The 16,464-nt window shown below is 45.8% G+C and carries 16 protein-coding genes; 1 reads left to right on the top strand and 15 read right to left on the bottom strand.

What is annotated here, in order from left to right; all coding sequences use genetic code 11:
* Nucleotides 1-178: 178 nt before the first annotated feature.
* Nucleotides 179-826: a YigZ family protein gene (locus HZY94_RS07250; protein ID WP_179925632.1), complete on the top strand. Its 648-nt coding sequence runs from the start codon at nucleotides 179-181 to the stop codon at nucleotides 824-826.
* A gap of 72 nt (nucleotides 827-898) precedes the next feature.
* On the opposite strand, the gene HZY94_RS07245 is transcribed toward HZY94_RS07250, so the two are convergent.
* The 15 genes from HZY94_RS07245 to HZY94_RS07175 all read right to left on the bottom strand — a co-directional run.
* Nucleotides 899-1,261, bottom strand: a complete 363-nt coding sequence (locus tag HZY94_RS07245; RefSeq protein ID WP_179925631.1) for a S1 RNA-binding domain-containing protein — start codon at nucleotides 1,259-1,261, stop codon at nucleotides 899-901.
* Complete coding sequence (locus HZY94_RS07240; protein WP_179925630.1) at nucleotides 1,258-2,658, bottom strand: Cof-type HAD-IIB family hydrolase; 1,401 nt, start codon at nucleotides 2,656-2,658, stop codon at nucleotides 1,258-1,260. The genes HZY94_RS07245 and HZY94_RS07240 overlap by 4 nt, the downstream gene beginning before the upstream one ends.
* Nucleotides 2,659-2,666: 8 nt before the next feature.
* Complete coding sequence (locus tag HZY94_RS07235) at nucleotides 2,667-3,305, bottom strand: response regulator (RefSeq protein ID WP_160333288.1); 639 nt, start codon at nucleotides 3,303-3,305, stop codon at nucleotides 2,667-2,669.
* A complete protein-coding gene (locus tag HZY94_RS07230) occupies nucleotides 3,283-4,296 on the bottom strand; it encodes a sensor histidine kinase (RefSeq protein WP_179925629.1) in 1,014 nt (337 codons plus the stop codon). The genes HZY94_RS07235 and HZY94_RS07230 overlap by 23 nt, the downstream gene beginning before the upstream one ends.
* Nucleotides 4,293-4,979, bottom strand: a complete 687-nt coding sequence (gene liaF, locus HZY94_RS07225; protein WP_179925628.1) for a cell wall-active antibiotics response protein LiaF — start codon at nucleotides 4,977-4,979, stop codon at nucleotides 4,293-4,295. The genes HZY94_RS07230 and liaF overlap by 4 nt, the downstream gene beginning before the upstream one ends.
* Nucleotides 4,980-5,162: 183 nt before the next feature.
* Nucleotides 5,163-7,088 carry a Stk1 family PASTA domain-containing Ser/Thr kinase gene (gene pknB, locus HZY94_RS07220; RefSeq protein WP_179925627.1) on the bottom strand — a complete coding sequence of 642 codons (1,926 nt, stop codon included), beginning with the start codon at nucleotides 7,086-7,088 and terminating at the stop codon, nucleotides 5,163-5,165.
* Nucleotides 7,085-7,825 (bottom strand): Stp1/IreP family PP2C-type Ser/Thr phosphatase, encoded by a 741-nt coding sequence (locus tag HZY94_RS07215; RefSeq protein ID WP_179925626.1) that lies wholly within the window; start codon nucleotides 7,823-7,825, stop codon nucleotides 7,085-7,087. Before HZY94_RS07215 ends, pknB begins: the two co-directional genes overlap by 4 nt.
* 22 nt (nucleotides 7,826-7,847) lie before the next feature.
* The gene (rsmB, locus tag HZY94_RS07210; RefSeq protein ID WP_179925633.1) at nucleotides 7,848-9,167 is read right to left on the bottom strand and encodes a 16S rRNA (cytosine(967)-C(5))-methyltransferase RsmB; all 1,320 of its coding nucleotides are present in this window, start codon (nucleotides 9,165-9,167) and stop codon (nucleotides 7,848-7,850) included.
* Nucleotides 9,154-10,083, bottom strand: a complete 930-nt coding sequence (fmt, locus tag HZY94_RS07205) for a methionyl-tRNA formyltransferase (protein WP_179925625.1) — start codon at nucleotides 10,081-10,083, stop codon at nucleotides 9,154-9,156. The genes rsmB and fmt overlap by 14 nt, the downstream gene beginning before the upstream one ends.
* A gap of 17 nt (nucleotides 10,084-10,100) precedes the next feature.
* On the bottom strand, nucleotides 10,101-12,479 hold the full coding sequence (locus tag HZY94_RS07200; protein ID WP_179925624.1) for a primosomal protein N': 2,379 nt from the start codon (nucleotides 12,477-12,479) through the stop codon (nucleotides 10,101-10,103).
* A 108-nt stretch (nucleotides 12,480-12,587) separates the two neighbouring features.
* Nucleotides 12,588-12,902 carry a DNA-directed RNA polymerase subunit omega gene (gene rpoZ / locus HZY94_RS07195; RefSeq protein ID WP_179925623.1) on the bottom strand — a complete coding sequence of 105 codons (315 nt, stop codon included), beginning with the start codon at nucleotides 12,900-12,902 and terminating at the stop codon, nucleotides 12,588-12,590.
* 26 nt (nucleotides 12,903-12,928) lie between these two features.
* Nucleotides 12,929-13,555, bottom strand: a complete 627-nt coding sequence (gene gmk / locus HZY94_RS07190; protein WP_160332720.1) for a guanylate kinase — start codon at nucleotides 13,553-13,555, stop codon at nucleotides 12,929-12,931.
* Nucleotides 13,556-13,683: 128 nt separating this feature from the next.
* A complete protein-coding gene (locus tag HZY94_RS07185; RefSeq protein ID WP_179925622.1) occupies nucleotides 13,684-15,291 on the bottom strand; it encodes a ribonuclease Y in 1,608 nt (535 codons plus the stop codon).
* Between the two features lie 211 nt (nucleotides 15,292-15,502).
* Nucleotides 15,503-15,685: a hypothetical protein gene (locus HZY94_RS07180; RefSeq protein ID WP_179925621.1), complete on the bottom strand. Its 183-nt coding sequence runs from the start codon at nucleotides 15,683-15,685 to the stop codon at nucleotides 15,503-15,505.
* Between the two features lie 404 nt (nucleotides 15,686-16,089).
* Nucleotides 16,090-16,464, bottom strand: a 375-nt coding sequence (locus tag HZY94_RS07175; RefSeq protein WP_179925620.1) for a transposase, incomplete at its 5' end; no start/stop codon positions are given.

Genomic DNA, 16,464 nt, shown 5'->3' with positions numbered 1-16,464 from the left:
AATAGGTAATTAAGAGATTCATAAAACCACCTCCTATGTTAATTATAGACTTAAGAGATAGTTTTTTCGAATAATTATCGGTTTCTGAAAACTTACAAACTCTGCTTTTCTTCATGCGTTTGTCGTGTCTTTATTCGAAAAAACTTGCATTCTTTTTTACTTTTACTACAATAGAATTATGGAATTTAGAACAATTACTCAGGACGGCGCTGCCGAACAAGACATTAAAAAATCTCGCTTCCTTTGCCAGGCCAAGCGGGTTGAAAGTGAAGAAGAGGCCCGCGCCTTTATTCAAGCGGTCAAGAAAGAGCACTACAAGGCGACCCACAACTGCTCAGCTTTTATTGTTGGGGAAAAATCCGAAATCAAGCGGTCCAGTGATGATGGCGAACCGAGTGGAACAGCTGGTGTCCCCATGCTGGGGGTCTTGGAAAATCATGACCTGACCAACGTCTGTGTTGTGGTCACCCGCTACTTTGGAGGGATTAAGTTAGGGGCTGGCGGGCTCATTCGGGCTTATGCTTCCAGTGTCGCGCTGGCGATCAAGGAATTGGGCATTGTGCAACGCAAGGAACAGACTAGCCTGCAGGTTGAACTTAGTTATTCCCAGTACCAAGAATATGGCAACTTCCTTAAAGAACATGAATTGGAGGAGTTCGACACCCAGTTCACCGACAAGGTACAAACCTTGCTCTATTTAGATAAGGAAAATCTACAAGCAATCCAAGCTGACTTGACAGACTTTTACCAAGGCAAGGTAAGCTATCAGGAGGGTGGGGTCCGCGAGGTCGAGATTCCGCAACCCTTATACGAACATCAGGACTAGGGACTCCCAACTGATGACACACCAAAACGCCGCAGGTCCGTGTTTTGCAAACACGAATCTACGGCGTTTTTTCTAATCTTCTTGATTTCGAAGGTAGTCCAAGGCTTCTTGGGTCCAGTGAGACAGGTTCTTTCTCAAGGGACGAAAGCCTGATTTGTAACGATCGTTAGTAAAGCGACGGCGACGCGGAAAACGGTGTTTCTCTTCCTCCAAGGTTCGCATGGATAGGCTGGCCTTACCGGTGTACTCATCATAATCGACAACTTGGACCGTAATGGATTGGCCAACGCTGAGGAGTTCGCCAATGTTCTCAATAAAACCCGTCCGAATCTCTGAAATATGGATGAGGCCGGTATTGCCATTTTCAAGTTCTACAAAGGCTCCGTAAGGTTGAATCCCGCTCACAACCCCCCTGTATTTTTCACCAATCCTCATTCCTCTACCTCAATTTTCAAAATCACTACGGGTTCTAGTGGTCTGTCCATGGAATCAACAGCAACTTGGGCAATGCTATCAAGAACTTCCAGTGAAGCAGCATCCACTAGTTGGCCAAATACGGTATGGCAGCGATCCAGGTGAGGAGTCCCACCGGTTTCAGCATAGTATTGGGCAATCGGAGCTGGCCAGCCGCCTCGTTCCAATTCTTTTTTATTGTAGGTACCGCCTGTATTTTGAACAATAAAGAATTGGCTCCCATTGGTATTAGGGCCAGCATTGGCCATCGACAAGGCTCCCCGTAGATTGTAAAGTTCCTCGTGGAATTCGTCTTCAAATTCACCACCATAGATGGATTCCCCGCCCATTCCAGTACCGGTTGGATCACCACCTTGGATCATGAAGTCTTCGATAATACGATGGAAGGTCACACCTTCATAATACTCGTCCTTGGCTAGGGCTAAAAAGTTAGCCACGGTTTTGGGAGCGTGATCTGGGAACAGCTGGATCTTCATGGTCCCAAGATTGGTTTCCAGCTGAACCACCGGACCTTTTACTTGCGACAAATCCAATTGTGGAAACTGTAGGATTTTGGGGATCAAGCCCATTTCAACCAGGGCATGCTCAATGCCGTCTTCCTCAACGGTTTTGGTCACATAGTCGGCCTTGTCTTTGACGGAGTCCAGGGCTCCTCCCATGGCAACTGCCAAGCCAGCAAAATCAAATAATTCTAGATCATTGAGGCCGTCTCCAAAAACAAGCAGATTTTCCGGTTTGAGGTTGAGGCTAGTCAGGACTTTTTCAACGCCAACTGCCTTTGACATCTCCTTAATAACCACATCACAGGAATTCGGATGCCAACGAACCAAGCGGAGGTCTTGAGCTAAGTCTTCCGGTAGGGCTAACTCCTGTCCTTCATCCTCAAAGGTCCACATTTGGTAGATAGCTTCTTTTTGATCCAAGTTCGGATCAATCGCTAAATCAGGATAGATAATGTCGATGGCCTCATTAATTAGTGGCGAACGCTCAGACAGACTAGCCTGATCTTTCCCAACCAAACCAAATGCGATTCCCTCTTGTGCTGCCCAGGCTTTATAGGCTACAACTTGTTCTTCTGCAATCGGCTGACTCGCAACCACCTCTCCTTTAGCATCTTCAACATAGGCACCATTGATGGTCACCCAATAATCTGGTTTTAAAGCCCGGATTTCTGGGACCAGACCAAGCGGTGAGCGCCCTGTCGCAATCCCCACCTTAATGCCAGCTTTTTTCAAATCCGCAAAAACACGTTGAACCGAATCCGGAACAAAGCCCGTTTCCTTAACGCGTAAGGTATCATCGATATCGAAAAAAACAACCTTGATTTTTTTTGCCTTGTATTTTGTTTTTGTATTCATCTTCACTCCTATAACCAATCCTCGTCCGATTGCACTAAATGATGCTGAAAGGCATAAATAACCGCCTGCGTGCGATCACTAACCGCTAATTTCGAAAGAATATTTGATACATGTGTTTTAACTGTTTTTAATGAAATAAAAAGTTCATCGGCGATGCGCTGATTTTCGTAGCCCTTAGCTAAAAGCGCTAGAATGTCACGCTCGCGCGGGGTTAGGTCCTCATGCAAGGGACGATTGAGACGATGGTGTTCAAACTTTTGTGACACTTCAGTCTGAATCGCCATTTCTCCTAGAGACACCCGCCGAATGGCACTGAAAATTTCATCAGCTGTAGATGTTTTTAGAATATAGCCCTTGGCTCCTGCTTCCAGTACTGGATAAATTTTTTCATTATCCAGGTAGGAAGTCAAAATCAGGATTTTGGCCTCGGGCCAGGATTCCAAAATCGAAAGAGTGGCTTGAATGCCGTCCATGTCTGGCATTAATAGGTCCATCACAATGACGTCTGGCCGTAGCTCCAAAGCTAATTCCAAACCTTCTTTCCCATTACTAGCTTCGCCGATCACCAAGGTATCTACCTGCAAATTAAGGTAGCTTTTAAGTCCTAAGCGGACCATTTCGTGATCATCCACTAATAGAATTTTCATCTTGCTCTCCCTTTAAAATTGGTATGCGAATATCAATCGCGACTCCCTGATAGGGAGCTGTTCTGAGGGTCATCCGACCAGCCATATCTTCCACCCGCTCTTCCATATTGGCTAGTCCGTAATGGAATTCTTTATTCTCCTGTTGATTGAAGCCCAAGCCATCATCCACCATTTTCAATTGTAATTGGCCAGCTGTCTGTTTGAGGTAGACTTCCAAATGTTGAGCTTGAGCATGGCGTAAGGTATTGCTGATAAATTCTTGCACAATCCGATAGCAATGATTTTCAATTTCCGAAGGCAGCTGGTCGACTGACACCTCTAAGCGAATCTTCAAAAGACTCTTTTCTTCCACCTCGGCTAACAAGGTTTCCAAGGCGGACACCAGATTCCGTCCTTCCAATTCCCGCGGCCGTAGGTGTAGCAGCAAAATCCGCAAATCATTTTGAGCAGTATTGAGGATCCCTTCTACCCCCTGCAACTCCTTTTGAATACCAGCTGCATCCAAGCTTGACTGCCGCAAACCAGACACAATCATGCTAGCCGCAAAGAGTTCCTGACTCACCGTATCATGGAGATCCCGGGCAATCCGCTGACGCTCCTGGGTGACAACCTTAGCTTTTTCAACCAAATTCTCATTCTCTGTTTCCTGCCGTTTCTGTTGCAAGCTGTGAATGGACTGGCCTAAGGCTCGTAGGTCCGAGTCCAGAACAGGATCATCCAAACTGGTGTAGGTCTGGCCTTTTCGAATCTGTTCCAAGGCTGGATGCAGACGTGCCCGAATGGTCTGGGCCCGCCAAACCTGTGCCAAGAAAGCCAAGGCAACGGCACCTAGAGACAGGACAACCAACATGGCCAAAATCTGGAGACCAATCCAATCCCTTAACCAGATCTCAGCCCAGTTATAGTTCAATACCTCTAAAAATTTTATAATTAAGAAAAAAAGTAGGCCAAAGGTTGCACTAAAGATAAAAAAGTAGATTCCTTTTCTCATCGCCGAATCACCTCGACGTTGCCAAGGAGATTTGTGAAGACCAATTTAACCGAGCGATTGGCCTTCTCCAAATCGGGACTACTAACCCGCAAGTGCTCATTTCGAAGACTATAGTGATCCTCGAAAAATTTAACATCTCCATAAAGCGTATTCACCGATAGATCAACCGCAATATCAATGGGAACATAGACCCGGATATCACCCACAACCTTCTGAATGAGGACTAGGTTGGATTCCTGCCCCAAAACAACCTCGTCCAAATAAATGGTATCATTCCCACTAAAGCGGACAAGGTGCAAGTCTTCAAAGGACTGATCTTCGCCTAAGAAATAGGACAGATCCCCAATCCAGGTATTCCTTGTCTTCTCCCCCGGCACCTGAAGACCGCTAGACTGGGAACGGTGCTCCCGGTAGAGATAGGGAAGGGTCGCTGTAAATCCATAAACAATGGCAAAAACAATGGCTGCCATCCCAAAGGGATTAATGCTCATCGCCAAAAAGAAAAACAAAAATAGAGCAACAACCAGCAAATTGGATTGACTATCCACTCGGTAATAGTGATACAGCAACAAACAAAGAATTAGAAACCAAACCCCTCGTGTTACATCATCTGAAAACATGGTTAAAAGAGCAAGCGTCACCAGGATCAACTCAATTAACACAAAAAAATGAATTTTTCTCATCACAAGGCTCCTTTACCTTCTCATTGTATCAAATCGCTTGACACAAGAACAGTCACAACCCCGATTGAACAAGCAAAACAAGAGGCTGTGACAAAAGTCTAGCCTCTTGTTTTTTAATTCGCAAAATAACTTTGATGCAGTAGTTGATTGCGGAGCCAACTCCAATCTAATCCCCTCTTTTGCTTATTCCTCATCTGGAAGGCTCGAACTAGATTCAGTCCGACTGCTAGATGAGGATTCAACAGATGATTCCGAAGTTTCTATCGTTTCTTCTGACTCTGAAACTGTTGGTAGTGAGGATGTGCTAGGGGGATTGCTGGAGCTAGACGGATAAATCGTCTGGTTCTGCACAACCGCAGCAACTGTCAACTCAATATGAGCGGATTTGACATCGATAATATTTCCTGCTAGAGGATTTTGCCGGACAATGATGTCTGACTGGGTTGCAGTTAGATCATTGGTAACCCGGCGACTAATCCGATTGACGGGAACGCCCAAATTAATCAAGGTATCACGCGCATCACGATAGGTCATATTGGTAAAGTCTGGCATTTCAATAGAAGTCGTTTGCTGGGCCACCTGTAGCACAATTTTCGTCCGTCCCGTTGGATCAAACTCTGTCCCCGCCTCAGGCGTTTGGGCTAAAACAGTGCCAGCTTCCTCATAACTATCCTCAACTTCTTCAATTTGAATCAAGCGATCCGGCACCTGGTGCTCTTCGCGAAGGATCCGCTCTGCCTCACTTAAGGACTTGCCGACCAGGTTCTCCATCTTAAAACGGGTTCCTTCTGCAGAAACAATCAAATCAACTGTCGATCCCTCGCGTCTTTGAGTTCCTGACTTGGGATTGGTCCGAATCACATTGCCAGGCTCAATGTCAATGGAAGCTTCCTCCGAAACATTCCCAACAACAAGGCCCGCCTTCTCAATCTGATTCCGCGCATCCGCTAGAGGCATGTTTTCAACTTGCGGAATAATAGCCGACGATGGACTTAAAAAAATGAGCGATAAGACCGCTAACACCACCAGGATAAAGGCTCCAAAGACCACCTTATACCGCATCCGAATACGGCGTTTATGCTTCATTTTTGGAGCAGCTGTAGCCTTATTCTTATTACTGAGTTGCGGACGTGGCCGTGGCTCTACAGGCTCGTCCTTTTTCACAGCAGGTTCAACAGACCTAGCCGGAACCGGTGCTACTTTCGGAGCTGCTGTTGATTTCGGAAGGGTTTTAACTTCGGATTCCTTTTCGGCAAAATGCAAAATCGGTTCATTGCGCCGCTCATAGGAAAGACTGGTTGAAAGGTCCAAATACATTTCCGCGACGGTTTTGTAACGATCTTCTAATTTCTTAGCTGTGGCCTTAATCACGATGTTTTCAACAGGATTGACCACGCGGGAATTCTCCGCCCGAATAGAAGGCAGAGGTTTTTGAAAGTGTTGAAGGGCGATGGTCACCGCACTGTCGCCATCATAAGGAATATGGCCTGTCAACATCTCATAGAAAATAATTCCCATGGCATAGATGTCTGACTGAACCGTCGCCTTGGAACCACGCGCCTGCTCTGGGGAAAGATAGTGGACACTCCCTAACATGGAGTTGGTTTGGGTTAAACTCGTCTCCGCAAAGGCTACGGCAATCCCAAAGTCGGTCACCTTAACCGTCCCGCCCTTGGTCAACAGAATGTTCTGAGGTTTTAGATCCCGGTGAACAATTCCTCGCATATGGGCTAAACGCATGGCCAAAAGGATTTCTCCCATGATTCGAACAGCTTCTTCATTGCTGAGTGGCGCCTTGTCCTTGATGTAACGTTTCAAATCAAGTCCGGAAACATATTCCATCGCTAAGTATTGCTGGCCGTCCTCCTCACCAATATCGGTGATGCGAACAATATTGGGATGGTCCAATTCCGCCATCGCCTTGGCTTCTCGCTGAAAACGAGCGACAGCAACAGGGTCTGTCTGATAGTTGGTCCGCAGGACCTTAACGGCGACCTCTTCCCCATCTAAAATGAGGTCTTTGGCCAGATAAACATCGGCCATCCCGCCTCGACCAATCTGCTCCATGATCTTGTAACGGCCGGCAAAGATTTTTCCGATTTGAATCATGGCTGGGCCTCCTCTTGGTAACGAACAAGAGCGACAGAAATATTATCCAAACCTCCTGCTGCATTAGCCGCGTAAACCAGTGTTTTGGCCTTTTCATCCAAGCTTAAGTCAGCAGCCAAGACCTCTTGGATTTGCTGGTTGGTCACCATATTGCTCAAACCGTCACTATTAATAACCAAATAGTCTCCGTCTTGCAAGACCACCAAACCAATGTCTGGTTTTACAGGATCTTGTTGGCCAATTGATTGGGTAATAATATTCTTCTGCGGATGATTCCGAGCTTCCTCTTCGGTGATCTGACCTGCTTTTAACAATTCATTCACCAAGGAATGGTCACTGGTTAGTTGAATGTAGTCTTGCTGGTTCCAAATACTCACACGAGAATCCCCAACATGGGCAAAGACGGCTTGATTGCCAATAATTACAACCGCTTCTAGGGTTGTCCCCATACCGCGAAATTCTTCTTCTTGCCCCATGGCATGGATTTTTTTATTTTCTTCTTCCAAGTGGGTTTCAAACCAGGAACGCATCTGGTCAATGGAATTGATATCCGTGTTAACCCAGGCTGCCCCCAAATCGGTCACGGCCATTTCGCTGGCGATATTCCCTGCTCGGTGTCCGCCCATTCCATCTGCTAATACAATTAAAGGATTTCCCGCTTGGTTGCGAAATTGATTGACAAAATCTTGATTGTTAGAGCGTCTCTGCCCTACGTCTGTCAACAATGCAATCTCCATGTCTTATTATTTCCTCCTTCAATCAGGATTTCTTTCTTAGTTGGCTGATAAAAAATCCATCCGTCCCAAACAACTCGGGTGTGATTAGAAGACAGCCATCTACCATCATCTCTGTCTTAGGATGAACTAAAGGAACCTGTTCAAAATCAGGGTGTCCTTCTAAAAACTTTTGGATAACTTGCTGATTTTCTTTTGAAAAAATTGTACAAGTACTATACGTTATTATACCACCTTCCTGCAAGGTTTGACAAACGCTATCCAAAATCTGCAATTGGATTTCTTGCAGCTGGTCCAAATCTTCACGACTCTTGCGGTAGCGGATATCTGGTTTCCGACGCAGGAGACCAATCCCGGAACAGGGAGCATCCACTAAAATCTTATCAAAGCTTCCTTTAGGGAAAGCCTTATGAACCTCTCGAGCATCCAGGCGCTTGGTCTGAATCCGATCTGCCAGACCTAGTCGCTGTGCATTTTCTTCAATCAGAGCGAGTTTATGGTCATAAAGGTCTAGGGCAGTAACCTGGCCCTGGTCTAAATAAGTCGCAATGTGGGTTGTTTTTCCTCCCGGCGCGCTGCAGGCATCAAGGACTCTTTCCCAACCTTCCAAGGCTAGGGTTGGAGCTACTAATTGACTCGATTCATCTTGGATGGTAACCAGACCTTCTTGGAAGGCCTGGCTAGCTGCAAACTGTCCCTGATCCTTGACCAGACCAAAGGGAGAAATCTCTGAATCTCTGGCTCCTAGTAATTCCTTGAGCCGGTCTTTTTCAGCTAGATCCTTAACCCGTAAGCTGGCACGATTTTTCCAGAGGAGACTTTCCATCAGCGCCTCTCCACGCTCATTCCCGTATTCCTCAAGCAGGTCGCGAACCAGCCAGACGGGTAGGGAATAGAGGATAGATAGACGTTTATTGAGGCGTTTAATCTTAGCCGGGTCTTGCAATCCCTGACTCTCAATTTTTCTAAGAATGGCATTAACATAACCGCTGGCTGCAGGGTGTAGTCTTTTTTTGACCAATTCCACTGCCTGGTGGATGGCTGCCCGATTGGGAATTTTTTCCAAATAAAGCATCTGATACAAGGTCATCAGCAAAACAGGATAAATGGGCGAGTCTAATTTGTCCCGATCTTCGACAAAAAAGGACAGGTGCCATTCCAAGGTAATCTTGCGGGTTAGGGTGCCATAGACAAGTTCTGTTACCAGGGCCTTATCTGCAGAAGATAAGGAGGTTTTTTGCAGGGCTTTATGAAGCGCCAGGTTGGCATAGGCTCCTTGATCCAAAACAGCTTCAAGGATCTCCAAAGCCAGAGACCGAGCGGTTACTTGCTTACTCAAATCGATCGCCTACTTTCACATCGCGTCCTAGACCATTCAAAAAGTCTTGGACAGTCATCTTGCCTTTACCGAAAGGTTGAACCACTTCCAAAGCAATGGCTCCTTCTCCAGCTGCTACATGGAGGGCTTTTTTATCACGGTAAATAATCGCTCCGGCAGGACCTTGGCCATCCACCACCTTAACGGCATGAACTTTCAGGCGTTGATCCTGCCAATAGGTATGCGCTACAGGCCAAGGATTCATCCCCCGAACCTGGTTAAAGACTTGAACTGCCGTCTTGTTCCAGTCCAAGCGCTCCTCTTCTGGTTGAATATTGGGAGAAAAAGTCACTTCGGCTGGATCTTGCGGAATCGGTTTGAGAGCTCCTTGAACATAGGGTTCCAACTGAGCCAGTAACAAGTCCCGACCTAGAATCGCCAATTTTTCAAATAGGCTTCCAACTGTATCACTCTCTTCAATCGGAAGTGAATCCTGGGCAATCATATCGCCAGCATCCATCTCCTTGACCATCTCCATCAAGGTCACTCCGGCTTTTTCATCACCATTGATGAGGGCATAATGGATCGGTGCTCCACCACGGTATTTAGGCAAGAGGGAGGCGTGGACATTCACAGAAAAATCAAAAGCATTTAATAGTTTGGTAGGTAGGAACTGGCCAAAGGCTGCGGTGACAATCCCATCTGCATCTAAGGTCATCAGCTCCTCCAACTCTGCACTACCTGAAAGTTTCTCCGGCTGGTACACAGGCAAGTCGTTGGCCAGGGCTAGTTCTTTGACAGGAGTCATCTTCAACTCCCGTTTACGCCCGACCAAGCGATCCGGTTGGGTTACAACTGCTTGAATCTGGTACCGATCATCTCCTAACAAACCTTCTAGGACTGTCGCCGCAAAGGCAGGGGTCCCCATAAAAATTATTTTCATCGCTTTTTCCTTTCTCGTTACTGGGGTTCGTGGTCAATGGTGAGTCGAACCGCTTGAAATTCTTTTGTCTGACTAATCTCTAGGATATGGTTTAAAACGGCTTCTAGTCGTGGTTCCTGCCGGTATTTGATCATAATGTGATAGTGGTACAAGTTATGGGTCCGGCTAATCGTCGATGGCGTCGGCCCCAAAAGAATGGCATTAGGACTCAGAAACTGTCGCAAGGTTCCAAGTGCTTGGTAGGCTATTTTTTCCACAAGTTTAGGATCCTTATGGGAAAAATGGAGGGCAACCGTATAAAAATAGGGAGGGTAGGCCGCCATTTTTCGAATCCGCATTTCTTCTTGGTAAAAGCCTTCATAGTCTTGTTTGGAGGCGTATTGGATGGCATAGTGGTCTGGATTATAGGTTTGGAGGTAGACCTTCCCCGGCTTGGTAGCCCGTCCAGCCCGACCCGCCACCTGGGTTAACAATTGGAAGGTTCGTTCTGACGACCTGAAGTCGGGCAAATGGATACCCGTATCTGCATTGAGGACTCCTACCAAGGTCACATTAGGGAAATCCAAACCCTTTGCAATCATTTGAGTTCCAAGTAGAATGTCAGCCTCCCCTTTTCCAAACTTAGCCAAGATTTTTTCATGACTTCCCTTTTTCCGAGTGGTGTCTACATCCATCCGCAAGACACGCGCTTCTGGTAACAGAAGCTCCAACTCTTTTTGCGCTTTTTCCGTCCCAGTACCATAATAATGGATATCCTGGCTCTGGCAGTTGGGACAGGTTTGTGGAATACCTTTGCGAAAATCACAATAATGGCAATTCATGGTGCGCGTGGATAAATGCAGGGTCAAGGAAATATCACAGTTGGGACAGGTGTCGACCTCGCCACAAACCCGACACATCATGAAACTCGAGTAACCACGGCGGTTCAACATCAGCACTGCCTGTTCATCTCGTCCTAGAGTCTCTTTCAAGGCCTCCAAGAGAGGCGGGCTAATATTTCGATCCTCCTTGGTCGTCCGATAATCCCGCAAATCAATAACTTCAACCGACGGAATCATTGCCAAGGGATTGGCCCGCTGACTTAAAGCCACAAAGTCATAAACTCCTTTGGAAGCACGCGCCCGGGATTCGAGACTCGGGGTTGCGGACCCCAGAACCAGGGCAGCCTGGTGATACTGAGCTCGCAACTGAGCCACTTCCCGCGCGTGGTAACGGGGATTGTTATCCTGCTTATAGCTAGACTCGTGTTCCTCATCAATGATAATAATGCCAATATTTCGCAGCGGAGCAAAGATGGCCGACCGGGCCCCAATCACCACTCGGGCTTGGCCATGCGCAATTTTCCACCATTCGTCATATTTCTCGCCAGCGGATAGTCCCGAGTGGAGAATCGCCACCTGATGACCAAAACGGGCAATAAAGCCCTTGGTCATCTGTGGGGTTAGGGAAATCTCTGGGACTAGGACAATGGCATTTTTCCCATCTTTGAGAACCTGTTCAATCACCTGCAGATAAACTTCCGTTTTTCCACTTCCCGTAATCCCCTCTAAGAGCACCGGCTGGGTCTTCTTCTCGCCAACATGCCCCAAAATCAAGCGTTTGGCTTCAGCCTGCTGGGAATTTAAAACTGGAGGCTGGGTTGGCTCCACCCCCTCAAAAAAACTAGCTGAGCGAGAAATGCTTTTAGAATATACTTCAATCGCTCCCGCCTCTCGGAAATATTTGGCAATGGCGCTAGAAAATTCTTTATTAAAGTCTGCCAAACGCCCCTCATCAGACATCTGCAAAAGATAGTCCCTGGCCTCCAAACGTCGTTTGGCTTGTTTGCTGATGACAAGGGATTCCAGAACCTCAGGGACTGGCCGATACCAATTTTCATATTTTAGAGAAGCTTGATCCGAGGCTAGATACTTCACTTCAACCTGCTTTTTAGCAACCAATTTTTGGATTTCTGCCAGCTCCTCCGGATTCATTTTTGAAGCCTGGCGCTCTGTTCCATTTGGAAACAAACGCCGGCGTGCCTCTGCTCCAAGCTCCTCTGTCGGTTGGTAGAGTTTATCATACTGGGATTGGAGGAGACTGGGCATCATGGTTTTTAAGAGTTGGATTTTAAAGGAAAAAACCTGATGACGTAATTGCTCCACCAACCACAATTGCTCGGCAGTCAGCACGGGTTCTTCATCCAAAACCGCTGCAATATCCTTAATGTCAAACCCTTCAGTTGGCTCAACATCAAGAGCTACTACAACCCCTTGAATTAACCGGTTCCCAATCCCAAAAGGAACGTGGACCCGAACCCCCACCTTAACACTTGCCTGCCACTGGGCAGGTACCCGATAAGTAAAGGGATGATCCGTCTGGCCCGTTGGGACGTCTACAATGACATGGATCCACATATTTCCTCCTTAAAAGGCTCAAAAAGGGAGACCTTGGGACCTTTCCTAATCCGTGTCCCAACTGGCTCCCTCACTGATAACTTCTGAAATACCTCTAGGTCTGGTATCTTAGATTTTTCCGCCTTCTTCTTTTTCTTTGGCGATTTGTTCTTTAATTTTCTTTTCTTCTTCTTCTTGGCGTTTGCGCTCTAATTCAGCTTTCAAACGAACCATTTCGCGTTTTTCTTCTGGGTTTGGGTGGATTACAACATTTCCTGCTTCAATTTCTTCTAAAGCACGAAGGGTTGATTTTACCGATTTGAAATCTTGTGTCGCTTTCGCACCGGCTTCTAATTCATGGGCCCGTTTGGCCTCAAGAATAACTAGTGAATATTTCGATGGCACCTTATCAAGAAGGGTGTCAATAGAGGGTTTCAACATCATATTAGGGATACCTTTTTTCTAACAGTTTAGCGAACGGTTACAGTGTCACGAACCATGTCTTGGTAGTGGCCAATCACACGGTCCACACGGAAATGTTCCGCTTCAATTACACGCTTCACACGCTCGGCAGCGAGGGAGACTTCATCATTGACAATCGCATAATCATACTCCCGCATCAGGGCAATTTCTTCCTTAGCCTTGTCTATGCGTTGGGCAATAACATCGGCTGAATCTGTACCTCGGCCAACCAAACGCCCCTGTAATTCATCTAAATCAGGTGGGGTCAGGAAGATAAAGACCGCATCCGGCACTTTTTGCTTAACCTGGAGTGCTCCTTGAACCTCAATCTCTAAAAAGACATCAATGCCTTTATCCAAGGTTTCGTTTACATAATTTAAGGGAGTTCCATAGTAGTTTCCAACATATTCTGCATATTCCAACATTTGGCCTTGACGAATTAATTCTTCAAACTCTTCGCGAGTTCGGAAGAAATAATCTACTCCATCGACCTCTCCAGGTCTTTGTGCGCGAGTCGTCATGGACACAGAATATTGAAATTGATTCTCTGAACTTTCAAAAATCTCTCGTCTAACGGTCCCTTTACCTACACCGGATGGACCGGAAAAAACTATTAATAAGCCACGATCAGCCATGAGTTCTCCTTCATTGTCTTTAAAACCTAGTCTACCAAAAAAGCCTCCCTTTTTCAACAGGTTTTCACAACCATAGATATGAGAGGTTGCGAAAAAGGCTAAGAACTTTTGTCCTAGCCTTATCAGTATTATTTGGCATACTCGATTGCGCGTGTTTCGCGAATGACGGTTACCTTGATATTTCCTGGATATTCCAGATTCGCTTCGATTTTTTCACGAATCTTATGAGCCAAGACGGTCATTTGATCGTCCTTCAGCTGTTGTGGATTTACCATAATCCGAATCTCACGACCTGCCTGGAGGGCAAAACTTGATTTAACACCTTCAAATTCAGTCGCAATATCCTCCAAGTCACGTAAGCGTTGGATGTAGTTCTCCAAGGATTCACTACGAGCACCTGGACGCGCTGCGCTAAGTGCATCAGCCGCTGCTACAATCACAGCAATGGTCGATGTTGGCTCAACGTCGCCATGGTGACTGGCAATCGCATTGATGACCACTGGATGCTCCTTGTATTTCCGCGCCAACTCGGTCCCGATCTCAACATGGCTACCTTCCACTTCCCGGTCAATCGCTTTTCCAAGATCGTGTAGGAAACCAGCACGACGAGCCAAAGTCGGATTTTCACCCAGTTCACTGGCAATGATTCCTGAAAGCTTAGCAACCTCAATGGAATGCCGGAGGACATTCTGTCCATAGGAAGTTCGAAATTGCAAGCGCCCCATCATCTTCATCAAGTCTGGATGCAGGTTGGGAGCTCCGATTTCGAAAGCGGCATTTTCACCATACTCCCGAATGCGTTGGTCCATCTCCACACGATTTTTCTCAACCAGCTCCTCGATCCGGGCTGGATGAATCCGACCATCTTTGATCAAAGCTTCCATGGTCATTCGCGCAATTTCACGTCGAATCGGATCAAAACCTGAAAGAACAACCACTTCTGGAGTATCGTCAATCAAGACATCAATTCCGGTCAAACTTTCAAAGGTGCGAATATTTCGACCCTCACGACCAATAATCCGTCCCTTCATATTATCATCCGGTAAATGAACAATGGCATTGGTCTGATCGGAGACAAACTCACCTGCCATTCGTTGCATGGCTTGTGACAAGATATCCTTGGCTACTTTGTTGGAACGTTCCTTGATTTCCCATTCAGCTTCCCGAACTCGTGCGGCAATCTCAGATGTTAGCTTCACTTCTGTTTCTTCCAAAATCTGTGCCTTAGCCTGTTCTGGAGTTAAACTAGCAATCCGTTCCAACTCTGCACGCCCCTCTGATTCCAGAGCGGCAACACGTTCCTGACGTGCATCAATTTGTTTAGATTGACCATCAAGAGCTTGTTCTTTTTGATCCAACAATTCTTCTTTACGGGTTAACTTTTCATCTTTACGATCCAAGTTTCCCGCTCGTTGGGTCAAACGACTTTCAATTTCCTTTAACTCTTGACGTTCTGTTTTGAATTCAGCGGCAACATCTTCTCGATATTTCCGAGCTTCTTCTTTTGCCTCTAGCAAAGCTTCTTTTCTAAGGGCCTTGACTTCACGATTGGCTTCCTTTATAAATAATTTCGCTTCTCGTTCCGCCTGACCACGAACTGTAGTCGCTTCTTGCTCAGCATTTAAAAGTGTCAATTCTGCTTCTTCTTGCTTCTTGGTTGTTGCTTTTAAACCAATGACACTTCCGACTCCTAAACCAATGATGACGGCAAAAACAAACAAAACAATTGTTACCATGTTTTCACCTCATATTTTTATAGTGAATGTTGTGTTACATTCTTTACCATTTTACCACAAATCGTCTCATTATTGGGAATCGATCTCAAAAGCCCCTGGTCTTTTGTTACAACTGTAGCAAAAAAATAAAAAAAGGACCGAATCCTAGACAATCCCAGACTCAATCCTTTCAATAACTACTTATTCAATTTTACAAATCCATTCCCAATTTTCATTTCATTGGAAAATACCAATCAAGAAGGACTAAAATGATCACCAGTAAAAAAACAAGATTCAAAACCGCTTGAACATAATTACCACTAAAAAAATGTTTAAAAACAGATAGAAACAGAGGGATTGAATAGACTGCCAGAAAGGCATAAAAGATACGACGGAAAAAATTTTTCAGATTCATAAAGACACCCCCTTCTAAATGAGATAGCGAACTTCAATGACTAACTATATTATAGGCTAAAATGCAAAAAAAGACCAACCGCAGTCAGTCTCCTTGTGCTTAATAAGGTTCTTTTGCAAGTTGTGTGGAATTCCTGAAAACCGATAGTCATGGAATTTGATAATTGTAGCTTTTTAATGACTGTACCCTGGCTTCTTTCGAATTTCTATGAGATGCTTCCCCTGTGGTGGGGGACGGCAGCGACCTCTAACGAGTTCCATGCCTTAGTCGGGAACCGAAGTTTCCCGACTCCCCCCGATTCCAAGCTGGCAAGCTTGGAATCTTTTCACCACTAGGTTGCGCATTTCTTCTAATTCTTCAGAAGCCTATGATACACGCCCTCCCCTCCTTAGAGGGGAGGATTTTTAGATAGAGTGGACAGCAGGAGATTGCATCCAGTAAACTCTGGCAAATAAATGCTCATGTTTCCGATAGCCGAAAGCAGAGCGCTTCAGAAGCTTAATTTTATTATTAGTTCCTTCAACGAGGCCATTATTGTAAGGCACAGAAAGGGCTAGACGGATAGATTCTTCCTTCTTTAAAAGAAAAGCTAGCTTATCACGAAAGCTTTGAGGGAGGAGCTCTGAATTTTGGCTCTCTCGAATCAAGTCAAAAAAGTAGTCCGCATTTCTTTCCTTAAAATATCCAAGTAGCAGTTGATAAAGGTTCCAAGTTTCCATCAACACAGGGCTATAATTGGCCAGTTCTAAAGCTATATCTTGTGCTGATACATAACGATT

It is taken from the genome of Streptococcus danieliae, assembly GCF_013415245.1.
GTDB classification, from domain to species: domain Bacteria; phylum Bacillota; class Bacilli; order Lactobacillales; family Streptococcaceae; genus Streptococcus; species Streptococcus danieliae_A.
The sequence above is the reverse complement of the archived record's forward strand: the minus strand, read 5'-3'. Positions and strand labels throughout refer to the sequence as shown.

What these genes read in the sequence shown, in the direction of transcription:
- HZY94_RS07250 (WP_179925632.1), top strand. Translation starts at nt 179, where the DNA reads ATGGAATTTAGAACAATTACTCAGGACGGCGCTGCCGAACAAGACATT.
- HZY94_RS07245 (WP_179925631.1), bottom strand. Translation starts at nt 1,261, where the DNA reads ATGAGGATTGGTGAAAAATACAGGGGGGTTGTGAGCGGGATTCAACCT.
- HZY94_RS07240 (WP_179925630.1), bottom strand. Translation starts at nt 2,658, where the DNA reads ATGAATACAAAAACAAAATACAAGGCAAAAAAAATCAAGGTTGTTTTT.
- HZY94_RS07235 (WP_160333288.1), bottom strand. Translation starts at nt 3,305, where the DNA reads ATGAAAATTCTATTAGTGGATGATCACGAAATGGTCCGCTTAGGACTT.
- HZY94_RS07230 (WP_179925629.1), bottom strand. Translation starts at nt 4,296, where the DNA reads ATGAGAAAAGGAATCTACTTTTTTATCTTTAGTGCAACCTTTGGCCTA.
- liaF (WP_179925628.1), bottom strand. Translation starts at nt 4,979, where the DNA reads ATGAGAAAAATTCATTTTTTTGTGTTAATTGAGTTGATCCTGGTGACG.
- pknB (WP_179925627.1), bottom strand. Translation starts at nt 7,088, where the DNA reads ATGATTCAAATCGGAAAAATCTTTGCCGGCCGTTACAAGATCATGGAG.
- HZY94_RS07215 (WP_179925626.1), bottom strand. Translation starts at nt 7,825, where the DNA reads ATGGAGATTGCATTGTTGACAGACGTAGGGCAGAGACGCTCTAACAAT.
- fmt (WP_179925625.1), bottom strand. Translation starts at nt 10,083, where the DNA reads ATGAAAATAATTTTTATGGGGACCCCTGCCTTTGCGGCGACAGTCCTA.
- HZY94_RS07200 (WP_179925624.1), bottom strand. Translation starts at nt 12,479, where the DNA reads ATGTGGATCCATGTCATTGTAGACGTCCCAACGGGCCAGACGGATCAT.
- rpoZ (WP_179925623.1), bottom strand. Translation starts at nt 12,902, where the DNA reads ATGATGTTGAAACCCTCTATTGACACCCTTCTTGATAAGGTGCCATCG.
- gmk (WP_160332720.1), bottom strand. Translation starts at nt 13,555, where the DNA reads ATGGCTGATCGTGGCTTATTAATAGTTTTTTCCGGTCCATCCGGTGTA.
- HZY94_RS07185 (WP_179925622.1), bottom strand. Translation starts at nt 15,291, where the DNA reads ATGGTAACAATTGTTTTGTTTGTTTTTGCCGTCATCATTGGTTTAGGA.
- HZY94_RS07180 (WP_179925621.1), bottom strand. Translation starts at nt 15,685, where the DNA reads ATGAATCTGAAAAATTTTTTCCGTCGTATCTTTTATGCCTTTCTGGCA.